This is a genomic window from Paenibacillus sp. H1-7 (assembly GCF_022354825.1).
GTDB lineage: Bacteria > Bacillota > Bacilli > Paenibacillales > NBRC-103111 > Paenibacillus_S.
This window is the reverse complement of the sequence record NZ_CP031168.1, coordinates 2,069,913-2,084,585: the sequence shown is the minus strand read 5'-3', so window position 1 is coordinate 2,084,585 and position 14,673 is coordinate 2,069,913. Positions and strand designations below refer to the sequence as shown.

The following is a 14,673-nucleotide window of genomic DNA, read 5'->3' as shown; positions in this document are numbered from 1 at the left end:
AGTGTGATATAATAATTAATTATATTTTGAGCAAGCTTAGTATGATTCAGGAGGACTATCCATGGCTACTTCCGTAAAAATCTTTGACACTACTCTAAGAGACGGCACGCAAGGCGAAGGCATCAGCTTATCCGTCGAAGACAAAATGAAAATTGCCCGCAAGCTCGACTCTCTTGGGATTCACTATATTGAAGGCGGCTGGCCAGGCAGCAACAACAAGGATATTGAATTTTTCACCCGCGTGAAAGAGCTTGATTTGAAAAATGCCAAAGTAACGGCTTTCGGCAGCACGCGCCGCAAAGACACGCTTCCGGAGAACGATATGAACCTAAACCGGATTCTGGAGGTTGGCGTTCCGGTCGCAACGATTTTCGGCAAATCGTGGGACTTCCACGTGCATCAAGCCATTCAAACGACGCTTGAAGAGAATCTGGCCATGATCTACGATTCGGTCAAATATTTGAAGAGCCACGGATTGGAAGTCATCTATGATGCGGAGCATTTTTTTGACGGCTACAAGAACAATTCCGAATACGCTCTGCAAACGATCAAAAAAGCGGAGGAAGCCGGAGCGGACTGGATCGTTCTGTGCGATACGAACGGCGGTTCGCTGCCGCATGAGGTCACTCAGATCGTAACGACCGTGAGACAGGCGATTTCCACTCCGATCGGCATTCACGCCCATAACGACTGTGAGCTCGGTGTCGCCAACAGCCTCGCGGCAGTAATGGCCGGCGCCACGCAAGTGCAAGGCACGATCAACGGATTCGGCGAAAGATGCGGCAACGCGAATCTGGTGTCCATCATCCCGAATCTTCAATTAAAGCTTGATTATGAGTGTGTCAGCGCAGAGCAGCTCGCCAGCCTGAGCAGCGTCGCCCGCTATGTCAGCGAGATCGCCAACATGCATCTGCCTGTCAATCAGCCGTATGTCGGCTCCGCCGCATTCGCGCACAAAGGCGGAATCCATGTGTCCGCCATCCTTCGCAACTCCAGCACGTACGAGCACATCGAGCCGGAGCTTGTAGGCAACAAGCAGCGCGTCCTTGTGTCCGAGCTTGCCGGGCAGAGCAACCTCGTTTTCAAGGCGCAAGAGCTGGGTCTTGATTTCGATACGAACAATCAGCAGACCAAGCAGCTTATTGAACAGATCAAGGAAATGGAGCATCAAGGCTTCCAGTTCGAAGGCGCCGACGCCACCCTGGAGCTGTTGATCCGTAATGCATACGGGAAGCTGGAAGAAGCGTTCACGCTGGATTCGTTCAAAATTATGGTCGTCAAAAACGCGAATCAGCCGGTTATTACGGAAGCGATCGTCAAGCTTACGATTAACGGAGAGACCGTATATAACGCAGCCGAAGGCAACGGTCCGGTCAACGCGCTCGATAACGCTCTGCGCAAATGCCTGCAGCAGTATTACCCTGCTCTGCAGTCTATGTACCTCAGCGATTACAAAGTTCGCGTACTCGATGAGAAGGACACTACCGCGGCGAAGGTACGCGTCTTGATCGAAACGACGGATTCTTCCGGCTCGTGGAGCACGGTCGGCGTTTCCGGCAACGTCATCGAAGCGAGCTGGGATGCGCTTATCGACAGTATCCGGTACGCGTTAATCGGCAAAGCCAGAGCTATCGTGCATTCCGATGATCACAAGGAACGCGTCGGACTTGTAAATCATTAATCTAAGCAGCGAGAGTTAGCGTTCAAAAACAAAGACGCCGCTTCAAGCAGGAGCCTTCCTGATGAAGCGGCTTTTTTCATTTTATTCAGCTTTGGATAAGCCTTTGGATACGCTTCTCGAGCTGATCCGGAGGCAGCACGTGAATGACCTCCTGCAGCTTGCCGTGGCGGTCGATCAGGAAGCTGGTCGGCACGAACAAGATCCGGTACATCTCCGCCGTTTTCCCCTCTTTATCCAGAAGAATCGGGAACGAGAACCCGTTCTGCTTGACAAATGCCTGGACGTCAGCCATACGGTCCTGACGTGTGACATTAACGGCATACAGGTCGAACCGGTCACCATACTTGTCATATACGCTCTTCAGAGCCGGCGCCTCCTCTTGGCACGGCCCGCACCAGGATGCCCAGAAATTAATCATTACGGGCTTCTCTCTCTCTCCGCCAATTGCATATTGCTTCCCGTCCAGACCCTGCAAAGTAAATGAGGGAACCGGCTTATTGTATACCATTTCTTTGGCATATCCAGCACTGGCTTCCGCTTCCTTATTGGTTTCAACCAATTGAAATACGGCCAGGGCAACCAAGCCTAATGCCAGCAGCATGGCCGTAACGTTCTTTTTCATACTTGCCTCCCCTTTCTATAGTCGTCTTCAACGTGCACTCTGATCTCATCTATTTCATTGTAACCAAAAAGCTTGCTCCTTAGTTCGTCAATTCCATGGAAACGAAAAGGAAAGAATGACATCTCTCATGAAGGGGTACATTAGATTTACGATAACGCAGCTGAAGAGGAGAATTTCTGCAGATGCAAAAGACAAAATCGCGGAGGTTGAACATCACCTTCGAAAGTGAAATTGACGATCAGCAGCCTCAGCGGTCCAAAACGAAAAAGGACGACACCGGCACCACGTCCGGAGGCTCCAAAGGGTCTATATGGGAGTTTATTGCCATAGCCAGCGTACCACTTGTGTTGGTACTAGGCAACTCCATGCTCGTCCCGATTCTTCCTGAGCTGCAGGAACAGCTTGGCGTCAGCAAATTTCAAAGCAGCCTGATCATTACGCTCTTTTCATTCACTGCCGGAATATTCATTCCTGTGTCCGGGTATTTGTCCGACCGGTTTTCCCGTAAAGGAATCATGATTCCCTCATTGATCGTTTACGGAGCGGCTGGCATTCTGGCCGGCTTTGGCGCTGTTTGGAAATCCTATACGATCGTCATTATCGCCAGAGCCATTCAAGGCCTGGGGGCAGCCGGTACAGCTTCAATCGCCATGGCTCTCGCCGGAGACTTGTATAAAGGCGGAACCGAGAGCAAAGTGCTCGGCTTAACCGAGGCTTCCAACGGAACAGGAAAAGTCGTCAGCCCGATAATCGGTTCATTATTGGCGCTGATCGTCTGGTATGCCGCTTTTTTTGCTTTTCCAGCCTTTTGTCTGTTGTCCCTGCTCGCCGTGATGTTCCTGCTCAAAGAGCCTAAGAAAGAACAGCCGGCTCCCAAGCTCAAGCCCTACTTGCATAAAATCGGCACAATTCTCAAGGAAAAAGGACGCTGGCTTATTACCGCCTTTTTCACCGGTTCGCTCGCCCTTTTCATTTTATTCGGCGTTCTGTTCTATTTATCGGATATTTTGGAGGAGCCCCCATATCAAATCGACGGAGTAATGAAGGGTCTGGTACTGGCGATTCCGCTTCTCGGAATGGTTGTCACGTCCTACACGACAGGTTCCAATATCAAGAAAAACGGCACTTTGATGAGGTGGCTGATGAATATCGGAATGACACTTATGGTCATTTCGTTAGGAACATGCATCTTCTTTCTGGGTAAAAATCTGTATGTATTGATCGGTTTACTTACCTTAAGCAGTATCGGGACGGGGCTTTTGCTCCCTTGTCTCAACACGATGATTACAGGCTCCGTCGAGAAAGAGGAGCGCGGCATGATCACCTCGATCTACAACAGCTTGCGCTTTCTAGGGGTTGCCTTCGGCCCGCCTCTGTTCAGCTGGATGATGGATATGTCTCACCAGATTGTATTTATAACTGTGACGATTCTGGCTTTTATCACATTGGGGCTTGTCTTCTTCCTTATTAAGCCGGAGGGGAAAGTCAGTTGAACCGTCCCCTCTAACCGGGTTATAATAAGCTTAAGATAATCAATCGAGGTTATAGAGCTATCATGTTCGATAAAATACTCATTACACCTGCAGTACGATCTTCTATGGTCGATCATTGCTTGCAGACTCTGCCGCATGAAGCATGCGGCTTTTTATTTGGCGCGGCATATGGGAATACGATAATGGTAAAAAGGTTTGCTCCTGTGCCCAATGTCGCAAAAGAACCGGCCGTACGCTTTGAGATGGATCCGGCGTCCTTGATACCTTTAGCAAGCAGAAGAAACGACAATAATAATGAAATTATCGTCGGCATCATCCATTCCCATCCCCTGGCGCCGGCAATTCCGTCCAACGAAGATTTGCTAACCGCCTGGCACCAGATGCCGAGTCATTGGATCCTGTCGCTGCTCGATTTAGAAAAGCCTGACCTTCAGGCTTACCGTTACGTTGCTGACAAGTCTGCCGGAACCCGTTTCATCCCTCTGGAATGGGAACTGGCAGACAATGAACCGCAGCAAAAAAATAACCCCTAGAATGTGAATTATTCGCATTCAGAGGGGTTATTGATGATGGCTTAAATGTGCGTACAAATCGCCTAAGGTATGAATATCCCGAGCCTGGATTTCCAGCATGAACATCCCCCACAGCCGGGCCGTCATCTTAGCGTCCTCGAGGGCGTGATGTCTGTTGGCTATCGGAATACCGTACATCTCGAGCAGCGTATCGAGATCGTACTGCCCCAACTTCGGATGCAGCCATTTCGCTATCATCATCGTATCGAGCATCCGGTGGGACAAATTCACCTTGGAAGTGCGCCATAAAGCCGCGTTCAGAAAATGCTTGTCATGACCGGTTCCATGCGCTACCAATATTTTTTGCTGGGCAAATTCGAGAAACGCCCGCAGCCCGGCGATCAGCTCCTGAGCTTGCAGCACCATCTCGTTGGTGATACCCGTCAGCTGGACGATCTCGTCGGGAATCGGCCGTTTAGGGTTGACCAGACTGTAAAATTGCTGATCCTCCATCAGCTGCTCGCCACAAACGGCTACGGCACCGAATGACAAGATCTCATCTCCGTTATACGGCGAAAAACCGGTCGTTTCCAAGTCGAAAACAACCAGTTCCACCGTCTTTAACGGGATGTCATACAATGAATTTTTTCGCTGCTCTTTCATCATGGATCTAATGAAAGCCATCTGCTGGGCGCTCTGAACATCGAACATGGAGGTTATTGCCGAAGTAATCCCTCCCGTTCGGTACAGATGCCACATTCTACCTGCAGGTCCCAAGTCCTTCATTGCGCATTACCACCTTAAAGTTTTCGAAAACGTTTCTCCCCGGGTTCATCTAACCTTGCTCTATCTCTTTGTGTACGCTTTTTTTAACATACTTTTGCAGATCGTTCCCTATCCGAAGACACAGCTTCAGCTCACTCGTTCGCTCCTTCGTCAACCGGTCCCCAGGAAGCTTGCCGCGCGTCGTGTAATGCCCGTCTTCCAATTGAAATGGCGTCAAGGAACGCAGCTTCAAGGCGATGGATAGGGCTTCCAGCCAATCGTGAGCGATTTCCTCTTCAACGAAGCCGCCTTCGAGCAGAGCAGCGATTCTGCCTTCCGTCGAGGTTGCTTCCACTCCCGCTTCGATGGTGAGCAGCCGGATTCCGTTCACGATGGGAATATAAGCGCCGTACTTGATATCTACGCCTCCGGCATCTTCCCCATATCTTTCTTTTATCAGCTGCCCGAACACACCGAGCGAAATTTTATGATGCAGCGTATTGTGCAGCAAATGCTCCAGAATAGACGGATGCACATCGACATATTGCAGCATTTCGTTCATCAATCGGGTGACGAGGCGCTTCTCGCCGTACACCGCACGCATATCGGCCATAATCAGCAGATAGCGGATATGCTCCCAGTTCGGCTCCTGAAGCCAATCCAACATCATACTCCGGTAACCGGAGGAGGACTTGCGCCATTTCGGATTCGTGCAGATGACGCCTCCTACACAAAGCGGATAGCCTAGCTCCAATAAGCTTGTGCTGATTCGTTCCGACAAGAGGGCAAAATATCGCTCAGCCGCTTCAGCTGACTCTTCATCGGGGATATCATCATAAATCAGACCGTTATCCTGATCGCTCCACAATGTTTGCTCGCCCCGCCCTCCGCTTCCAAATACGACAAAAGCATAAGGTACGGGAGCACCGGTCCCTTCTTCCAACTGAACGCTGTGCTCCGCCAGCTTCACCGCTTGCGCGATAAACCAGTCATGCACGAGATTCAGTTCACGATTCCAGTCCAATGTATTGGAGAGAAGGAGACGCCGCTCGAACTCCTCGTGCAGTTGATCCCGAAATTGCCTGAGCCGATGAATGTCTCCGGCCGATTGAATTTCAGTTCGAATTATGTCCATATCGAGGCGTTCCATAGGGCATCTCCTTTAAACTAATGAGGTTCATTCCAAGCTGCGAATCTTATACCGATTGTGTGCTGGCCGTGCCTTGTTGAGCCGATTTCTTCATTTGCTCGGGATAACCGTACGTTCCGTGCTCGGAAAGGTCCAGACCGATTATTTCTTCTTCTTCGGTAACCCGCAGCCCGATCGTCGCTTTGATCAAACCGAGAATAATGAAGGAAAGCACCAGTACGAAGATGAAAGCTCCGAATACGCCTAGCGCTTGCACACCCAATTGCTCCAAGCCGCCGCCGTATAATAGGCCAGCTTTACCGACTCCAACTTTTTCCGCTAACTCCGGTGTTGCAAAAATACCTGTGGACAGCGTTCCCCAAATACCGGCAATACCGTGAACGGAGAATGCGTAGATCGGATCGTCGATTCCAGCTTTTTCAAACCATTGAGCCGTAAAGAAAGTGATGATTCCAGCTAGTGCACCGATAATGATTGCATCTCTTGGAGTCACGAATGCGCATGCTGCCGTTATTGCTACCAGTGCGGCCAATACACCGTTAAGCATACTAGGAATATCCGCCTTGCCGAAGTACATCCACGAAACGATTAGCGCCGCTACCGCACCGGCTGCCGCCGCCAAATTCGTTGTCAAAGCAATATATCCGAAGAAGCCGTCTCCTGTTGCGCTTAAGGTCGAGCCTGCGTTGAATCCGAACCAGCCTACCCACAGGATGATAACGCCGAGTACCGATAAAACCTGGTTGTGACCCGGGATCAAATTAGGCGTTTTATCCTTATTGTATTTGCCGATCCGCGGTTTAAGCAATAGCGTGGCCACCAAAGCTGCCGTTGCGCCTTGAAGATGAACGACTGTCGAACCGGCAAAGTCCTGCATCCCCAATTGACCGAGCCAGCCGCCGCCCCATACCCAGTGAGCAACGATCGGATAAATCAGAACCGTGAACAAAATACCGAAGATGAAGTACACCGGAAGCTTGCCGCGTTCCGCGAAGCCGCCCCACGCGATAGCCAGCGATACACCGCAAAACGCCAGCTGGAACAAGAACAAGATGCCTATAGGAATCGGCGATTCGGCAAATAAGCTAATGGAAGCAGCCGTTTGCTCCTGCGTTCCGTCAAGGAAGAACCCTCCTGTACCAATAAAGCTGTTTCCGTCACCAAAGGCGAAGCCGAAGCCTACAGCCCAAAATGCTATTGCACAAATTCCGAAGGTCAAGATGGTCTTACCCGCTACGTGCCCTGCGTTTTTCATTCGGGTGGATCCCGCCTCAAGAAGGGCAAAACCGGCTTGCATGAAGATGACCAGAATAGCTGCGAGCATCACCCAAACAGAGTCGATAGCACTAGCCAGCTGGGCAGGTGTTTTCTCATCCGCCGCAAATGCCATTGCAGGTGCGACCAGAGATAGAAAACCGGTTGAAAGGAGCAACTTCTTAAACATGGTTGACCACTTCCTTCTTAATGTTAGATTATATAACATAATTTGAAAATCTTAATGTCATTATATACAGCGCTTTGAAATTTGACAATATGATTTTCGTTAAAATTTCATAAAAAACGAAAAATAACCTGACATGAAACAGGCATAATTCGTTTTTTAATTCAATATAATGATTATCCCTTTAAAAACAATGTCATTTTACCTAACGAAACCGGACGAACTGTCCATTTCCCTCTAAAGCTTAAAAGTTATCGTTCGTGTCATGTTTTCTTCCGTTCAATATTTGGTCAACCTTTTCTCTTCTATATCAATTACTAAAAGCATAACGTTTGACTGTACGGTTTGATTTCAGTTATCATTGTTACTAAAGACTAAAGAACGCCTTCAGGTCATACATACTATGAAGGAAGTACTACAGAACAGGAGGGGATATCGATGGGGATATGAAGCTTTATAAAATCGGGGAGTTGGCTCGCATAACGAATGTCAGTCCCAGAACAATCGACTACTATACGAAGATGGGACTCATTGAACCGGAGATGCGGTCCGATACAAATTATCGATTGTATAACGATGAAACCTTAACTAGACTCAAACGTATTGAAAAGATGAAAAGGGAGAAGTATACCTTAGAGGAAATCAAGGCGAATTTAAAGTTGTGGACGAAAGTAAGTCACGACGAGATGGTAACGGACAAACTGAACAGTCTTCAACTCCATCTGCAGCAGCTGCAGAAGGAAGTTCAGGAGATCAGCCCCATTCTTGAGAAGCTGAAGCCTTCCCAACTGAAAAATTTTAATAAAATGCTTACGCCTCATACCGCTGCGTGTATTGAAGCCTTGCTGCTGCTATTGGGTAAAGGTCCCTTTTCCTAATATATAAGGAGGTCGCCGCCATGTTTTTTCATCCCATGGATTTCTTGATTATCATTGCATTTGCCCTCTCGTTGTGGGCTCAATTCCGAGTGAAAGGGACGTTCAACAAATGGGCGGAAGTCCCGACACATTCCGGAATGACAGGGTACGAGGCAGCTAGACGCATGCTGGATGCCAACGGGCTGTATGATGTACCGATCGAGCCGGTACCCGGCCGCTTGTCCGACCATTACGACCCGATTCACCGTGTGGTCAGATTGTCCGAACCGGTATACTATGAAAACTCGATTGCCGCTGTTTCCGTAGCTTGCCACGAAGTAGGCCATGCCATTCAGCATAAGGTACACTATCCAATGCTTACATTGCGCCATCGGATGTTCCCGCTGGTCAACATCACATCGGGTGTAGCGCCGTTCCTTATTCTTGCCGGCTTGTTCTTCCAGCAGTTTAACTTCCTGCTCGGTCTCGGCATCATCTTCTTCTCCGCCGCTGTAGCGTTCCAGCTTGTTACGCTGCCGGTGGAATTCAACGCCAGCAACCGCGCCAGAGACTTGATGGTAGCCGAAGGCTTCATTACCAACGACGAGGAGCGCGGCGTAGCCAAAGTTCTTAATGCCGCTGCATTAACCTATGTGGCAGCGGCTCTGATCTCGCTGCTCGAGCTTGTTAAATACATCATGATCTTCACCAACCGCAATGAAGATTAATTACGAAAGATCGCCCCACCCGGCCGCAAGGCCAGGCGGGGCGATCTTTTTTTCGGCTGCGCCGCTCTATTTTTTGCAATCAAAAAATTCGAGCAAATATTGCTGAAACACTTCCGCGACTAGCGGCAGCTTCTCTCCCGATCTATGAATTAATCCGACGCTTCGCGTTACTTGAGGTTCAATGACGCGCACCTTCGCCGGCTGAAGCTGGCTGATCTCCGTCAACGCCATCTCCGGCAGAAGACTGACACCCATTCCCGCCGCGACCAGACCGCGTATCGTATCCGTCTCTTCGCCCTCAAACCCGATGCGGGGCACGAACCCCGCCTTGGCACAGGCTTCCAGTACAATGTTGCGCAGCGAGTATTCTTCACTGAACATAACGAACGGCTCATCCTTCAGCTGTTCGAGAAAAATGGATTGTTGATCGGCAAGCACATGACCTTGGGGCACGATGGCATACAGTTCCTCTTGAAGGAGCAGCTCCCCGATAACATGCTCGTGACTGTCCGGAAGCGGCGAAATGAAAGCCAGATCGATCTCGCCGTTTTTGACGTCGCGAATCAAGCTGTTATACGTTCCCTGCCGCAATCTGAATTTTACATTCGGATGGGTGCGGCGAAAATTGGCTACTACCGTAGGCAGCAGATAAATACCCAAGCTATGCGGAAAACCGATGCGGATTTCACCCGCTTCCGGATCAAGAAATTCCCGTACTTCTATGACGGCCCTTTCCAGTTCCGCCAATATTCCTTCCGCTCGATGCAAGAACAGCTTGCCAACCGGAGTTAGCTGCAGATTGCGTCCTTTTTGGACGAACAAGGAAACGCCCAGCTCCTCTTCCAGCTGATGAATTTGTCTGCTGACCGCCGATTGGGCTACATGCAGCTCTTCCGCCGCCTGGGTCACATGTTGTTTTTTGGCCACTTTTACAAAGTATTGGAGCTGTCTTAATTCCACTCTCGCGTCTCCTCCGATTGGACAAGTTCCTTTTAAAAAGTTTATAATAATCTGTGGTGAAATACCAATCATTCTTAAGAATATTAAGGAGGCCCATTCCATGGCACAAGAACGTTCCGGAGCAACACTTAAAGGCAACCCGATTACCTTAGTAGGACAAGAAATCAAGGTAGGGGACAAAGCTCCTAACTTCCAAGTTAACAAAAACCTGATGGAACAAGCAACCCTTGCTGACTATGCAGGCAAAATCAAGCTGATCAGCGTTGTTCCTTCTCTTGACACCGGCGTTTGTGATGCTCAAACTCGCCGTTTCAACGAAGAAGCAGCCAAGCTTGGCGATAACGTAGTTGTGCTGACAATCAGTGTGGATCTTCCTTTCGCGCAATCCCGCTGGTGCGGTGCTGCCGGCATTGATAAAGTCATTACATTGTCCGACTACAAGAACCATTCCTTCGGTGAAGCTTATGGCGTATTGATCAAAGAAATTCAACTTCTGATGAGATCCATCTTCGTTATCGACGCTAACGACACCGTTCAATACGTTGAATACCTGCAAGAAATGACAGAGCATCCAAACTACGAAGCTGCTGTAGAAGCTGTAAAAAAGCTCGTTTAATTACATAGCATCTCAAGAAAAAACAGCGAGAGAAGCCAACGCTTCCCCCGCTGTTTTTTCTGCCATTCCTTGTTACTTGTCATCTTTATAAGCGGCAAGTCGTTTATCGAGTTGTCTGTATATTTCCAGAATCGTTCTGTAATTGGAGCCCAAGTCGCCCAAGGATCCTCTGGAGGCCGAGTAGATGTCGATGGCAGTTTTTAAAGGATTGATGCTGAATAAAGTCAGCGTAATGTCTTGAGTCCGCCCGGTTACCGTTTTCTTCTCTACCACGATCTCTCCAACATTCCTTACTTCATGAAGAAGCTTGTAACCATTCATTTTCTTAAACATGTTGGTGACTTCATCCCAAACCTGATCCATATTCAGTTTATAGTATCGGGTTTTCAAAGCCGGATCTTTCGCTCTCTCCCCAGTTGTTTCATGGCTGCGAATTAGGCCGATTAAGGTGCGCTTTAACAAAGCTTTCCCTCCTCATAGAAGTACAATACAAATCCGGTATACACTAATCTTTATCATATCATTGTTTGCCTAGTTGATAAAGTGTTATTTCACATTTTTGACAACATTATGTTTTTTTGATGAAGATATATTACATTTCCATGACATCGCTTTCTTTATGTAGTTTGCAGCCATGCATCCCGCGTCAATCCGCGTATCGCAGGGCGCCGCCACAAGGCTGTAAAGGCCGCTTCCTAAGCAAAACTTAATTCAGAAGGCAAACGATCCAGCCTGATGAGCAGCGAGCGCCGTGAGCCTTTGTAAGCTTCGCTTGAACTGCCCGACGGACTCCTTACATGCCTGCTGCAGTCTCCAGGCTCTCAGCTTGTACAATATCGGTCGCCTTTCATTCCCTCGGTCAGCTCAAATTCGAACTGCCAGGCTGGAGACTCATCCGGTCCCGGATTACGGAAGATATAGCGCCCAGCGCGCAGCCATCCTCACCCAGGCGGGAATATTTCACTTCCACGCGAAAAGAACTCATATAGGAGAATCGTTCCGACAACGATTGATGGACGCTCTCATCGATCCAATCCGCATATCTCCCCGCTGCACTGCCAATCACAATCATTTGCGGATTCAGAGTCTGCATCATATTGCCTATCCCGACACCAAGATATTGCCCCGCTGTACGGACAGCTGCCAGTGCATCCGGCTTCTGCGCTTTAAGCTGCGCGAGAAGCCATTCCGTAAAGTCCGGCGAATACTCCCTATGCAAATCATTCGCAATGGCCCGCTCGGATGCGTACGTCTCCCAGCAGCCTTTATTGCCGCAAGAGCATGCCCGCCCGTTCAACTCCAGCGTCGTATGCCCGACTTCTCCTGCGAAGCCGCCGTTTCCCCTAAACAATTCGCCGTGCAAGATAAGTCCTGCGCCGATTCCCGCAGCAACGCTCAAATAGAGCATGTCCGGGCAGTCTGCCGCCGCCCCGTATTCGAACTCGCCAAGAGCAGCCAGATTCGCTTCGTTATCGATAATAACCGGGATGCCCAGCTGCTCTTCGAGCCTTTCCTTCCACTGCAATTGCTTCCACCCTATATGGGGGACGAATAAAATACGGCTCGACGGGTATTCGACGTATCCGTGAATCCCGATTCCCGCCCCAATGAGTCCTAAGGGGCTGCCGGGCAAAAGCTCGCGTTCTTTGCCAATTAAGGAGCCCAGCTGCTGAAAAACAAGCTCGGCGTCACTCGCCGCCTCATAAGGATACTGCGATTTTCGGACGACACGGCCGCCCAGATCGGTAACGACGCACAGCATGTTCGTTGCTCTCATATCGACTCCGATAACGTACCCCGCTGTGTTGTTCATCTCCAGCATCATCGGCTTGCGTCCGCCGCTCGATTGCCCTATCCCCGTCTCCGTTATCCAATGCTCGGCGATCAATTCCTCCACCAATGCGGATACCGTCGCCCGGGTCAGCTTCGTCTGCTTGGCCAGCTCCGCCCTGGAAATAGGCGCGTGCAGCTTCGTAAGCTGAAGAAGTGTCGATTTGTTAATTGCTTTTAATAACGAGCTGTCTCCCGACATCGTCTCTCGTTTCACTCTTTCCACCATCCGTTTCACTGAACCGTTGTGCAAGTATTTATTTTATAGAACATCGTCCCAAAAGTCAGCAGGATTTTTGCTTTTGCATGCGAATATAGTATAACATGAATTTGTTTATCTAATAAACAAAGTAAATGATATTCGTTCGAGGTGAAGCATAATGTCTTATTTTCTTGGTATTGATCTGGGGACTTCCGCTGTAAAATGTATCCTTGTAGACGATCAAGGTAATGTGAAAGCAAGCCACAGCGTAGAGTATCCGCTGCTGCAGCCGCAGCCCGGGTGGGCGGAGCAGCATCCGGAGGACTGGTGGAACGGAACGGCCGCCTGCATTCGCCAGCTGCTCGATAAAGCAGCCGTAAGCGGCAGCCAGGTGGCCGGCATCGGCTTATCCGGGCAGATGCACGGATCGGTTTTTCTCGACCGTGAGCTGCGGGTCATCCGCCCCGCCCTGCTCTGGTGCGATCAGCGGACCGCCGCGGAATGCGAATGGATCGAGAGCACGATCGGCGCGAAGGAGCTGGGCCGGCTGACCGGCAACAAGGCGCTGACCGGCTTTACCGCGCCGAAGGTCATCTGGCTCCGCAATGCCGAGCCGGAGCATTACGCCCGGACAGCGCATTTGATGCTGCCCAAGGATTATGTTAGGCTGCAGCTGACGGGAGCCTTCGGCATGGACATGGCCGACGCCAGCGGGACGCTGCTGCTCGACGTGGCGAACCGGCGCTGGTCGCCTGAAGTCGTAGAGCGCCTAGGCATTCCTATGGAATGCCTGCCGCCGCTCTACGAGAGCAACGCCATAGCCGGGCACCTGCTTCCGGCGGCGGCGGAGCTGACCGGACTGGCTGCGGGCACGCCAGTCGTTGCCGGCGGCGGCGACCAAGCCTGCGGCGCGGTCGGCGTCGGGGTCGTGCAGCAGGGCATCGCTTCGGTTGCCCTGGGTACGTCCGGTGTCGTCTTCGTCCACGACGACACGTATCAAGCCGACGCGGAGTGCAGACTGCACTCCTTCTGCCATGGGGTGCCGGGCAAGTGGCACCGTATGGGCGTCATGCTGGCGGCCGGAGGCTCGTTCCAGTGGTGGAAGAACCACTTCGCTTACGAGGAGCTTAAGCGGGCTGAGGAAGAAGGACGCGACGTGTACGAGTACCTTACCGAGCTGGCGTCTACCGCTCCGCTGGGCAGCGAAGGCTTGCTGTTCATGCCTTACTTGACCGGCGAGCGCACGCCGCATCCGGACCCGCAAGCACGGGGCGGATTCATCGGTTTGAACCTGCGCCACTCAAAGGCTCACTTGACCCGTGCCGTCCTGGAAGGCATCACATTCGGACTCCGCGACTCCCTGGAGCTGGTCAAAGCCTCCGGCATCGAGATCAAAGAGCTGCGGGTTAACGGCGGCGGAGCCCGTAGCGGCTTCTGGCGGCAAATGATCGCCGACATCTTCGGCTACCCCGTCGTAACGGTCAACTCGACGGACGGCCCCGCCTATGGAGCTGCTGTGATGGCTGCCTCCGGCGTGTTAAATCAGAACATTGAGGATTTATGCGAGCGATGGATTCAAGTGGTTGACCGCGTGGAGCCGAATGCGGACAATCAGAAGCAATACGAGCGGTATTATGAGGTTTACAAGACCCTATATCCGACTTTAAAAACAACGCTGCATCAGTTATCCGATCTCGCATCGTTATAGCCATACCAAGAGCCGGAACGAAGGAACGCTTCGTCCGGCTTTTTTAGCACTGTCTTATCTGCACACCCAAAAAAAGCCTGTCCGGATTTCGTATCCGTAACAGGCTTT

Annotated in this window: 14 protein-coding genes; 7 read left to right on the top strand and 7 right to left on the bottom strand. The window is 50.6% G+C overall.

Going from position 1 to position 14,673, the window contains the following annotated elements; all coding sequences use genetic code 11:
* The first annotated feature begins 61 nt into the window (after positions 1–61).
* Positions 62–1,681, top strand: coding sequence for a citramalate synthase (cimA, locus tag DVH26_RS09515; RefSeq protein WP_239633455.1), 1,620 nt, complete (start codon positions 62–64; stop codon positions 1,679–1,681).
* Between the two features lie 85 nt (positions 1,682–1,766).
* Here cimA and DVH26_RS09510 read toward each other — a convergent pair whose 3' ends face one another.
* Positions 1,767–2,303, bottom strand: coding sequence for a TlpA family protein disulfide reductase (locus DVH26_RS09510; protein WP_239633454.1), 537 nt, complete (start codon positions 2,301–2,303; stop codon positions 1,767–1,769).
* A 182-nt stretch (positions 2,304–2,485) separates the two neighbouring features.
* On the opposite strand from DVH26_RS09510, the gene DVH26_RS09505 reads away from it, so the two are divergent.
* On the top strand, positions 2,486–3,796 hold the full coding sequence (locus tag DVH26_RS09505; RefSeq protein ID WP_239633453.1) for an MFS transporter: 1,311 nt from the start codon (positions 2,486–2,488) through the stop codon (positions 3,794–3,796).
* A 62-nt stretch (positions 3,797–3,858) separates the two neighbouring features.
* Complete coding sequence (locus DVH26_RS09500) at positions 3,859–4,329, top strand: M67 family metallopeptidase (RefSeq protein WP_239633452.1); 471 nt, start codon at positions 3,859–3,861, stop codon at positions 4,327–4,329.
* A gap of 27 nt (positions 4,330–4,356) precedes the next feature.
* Here the strand turns inward: DVH26_RS09500 and DVH26_RS09495 are convergent, their stop codons facing one another.
* Genes DVH26_RS09495 through DVH26_RS09485 form a run of 3 tightly spaced genes read right to left on the bottom strand, consistent with a single transcriptional unit; the run spans position 4,357 to position 7,667 of the window.
* A complete protein-coding gene (locus tag DVH26_RS09495) occupies positions 4,357–5,094 on the bottom strand; it encodes an exonuclease domain-containing protein (RefSeq protein WP_239633451.1) in 738 nt (245 codons plus the stop codon).
* 49 nt (positions 5,095–5,143) lie between these two features.
* Positions 5,144–6,223, bottom strand: coding sequence for a DUF294 nucleotidyltransferase-like domain-containing protein (locus tag DVH26_RS09490; RefSeq protein ID WP_239633450.1), 1,080 nt, complete (start codon positions 6,221–6,223; stop codon positions 5,144–5,146).
* A gap of 46 nt (positions 6,224–6,269) precedes the next feature.
* Entirely contained in the window at positions 6,270–7,667 is a 1,398-nt protein-coding gene (locus DVH26_RS09485) for an ammonium transporter (RefSeq protein ID WP_239633449.1), read from the bottom strand.
* A 443-nt stretch (positions 7,668–8,110) separates the two neighbouring features.
* On the opposite strand from DVH26_RS09485, the gene DVH26_RS09480 reads away from it, so the two are divergent.
* On the top strand, positions 8,111–8,542 hold the full coding sequence (locus tag DVH26_RS09480) for a MerR family transcriptional regulator (protein WP_239633448.1): 432 nt from the start codon (positions 8,111–8,113) through the stop codon (positions 8,540–8,542).
* Positions 8,543–8,562: 20 nt separating this feature from the next.
* Positions 8,563–9,249 carry a zinc metallopeptidase gene (locus DVH26_RS09475; RefSeq protein ID WP_239633447.1) on the top strand — a complete coding sequence of 229 codons (687 nt, stop codon included), beginning with the start codon at positions 8,563–8,565 and terminating at the stop codon, positions 9,247–9,249.
* Positions 9,250–9,315: 66 nt separating this feature from the next.
* Here DVH26_RS09475 and gltC read toward each other — a convergent pair whose 3' ends face one another.
* The gene (gltC, locus tag DVH26_RS09470) at positions 9,316–10,209 is read right to left on the bottom strand and encodes a glutamate biosynthesis transcriptional regulator GltC (protein ID WP_239633446.1); all 894 of its coding nucleotides are present in this window, start codon (positions 10,207–10,209) and stop codon (positions 9,316–9,318) included.
* Between the two features lie 100 nt (positions 10,210–10,309).
* Between gltC and tpx the strand changes: the two genes are divergently transcribed.
* The gene (gene tpx, locus DVH26_RS09465) at positions 10,310–10,825 is read left to right on the top strand and encodes a thiol peroxidase (RefSeq protein WP_239633445.1); all 516 of its coding nucleotides are present in this window, start codon (positions 10,310–10,312) and stop codon (positions 10,823–10,825) included.
* Between the two features lie 72 nt (positions 10,826–10,897).
* Here the strand turns inward: tpx and DVH26_RS09460 are convergent, their stop codons facing one another.
* Both DVH26_RS09460 and DVH26_RS09455 read right to left on the bottom strand, forming a co-directional pair.
* Complete coding sequence (locus tag DVH26_RS09460; protein WP_239633444.1) at positions 10,898–11,287, bottom strand: DUF1499 domain-containing protein; 390 nt, start codon at positions 11,285–11,287, stop codon at positions 10,898–10,900.
* Positions 11,288–11,684: 397 nt separating this feature from the next.
* Complete coding sequence (locus tag DVH26_RS09455; RefSeq protein ID WP_239633443.1) at positions 11,685–12,872, bottom strand: ROK family transcriptional regulator; 1,188 nt, start codon at positions 12,870–12,872, stop codon at positions 11,685–11,687.
* Positions 12,873–13,035: 163 nt separating this feature from the next.
* Here DVH26_RS09455 and xylB point away from each other — a divergent pair, with 163 nt between their 5' ends.
* Complete coding sequence (gene xylB / locus DVH26_RS09450; RefSeq protein WP_239633442.1) at positions 13,036–14,565, top strand: xylulokinase; 1,530 nt, start codon at positions 13,036–13,038, stop codon at positions 14,563–14,565.
* Positions 14,566–14,673: the final 108 nt, after the last annotated feature.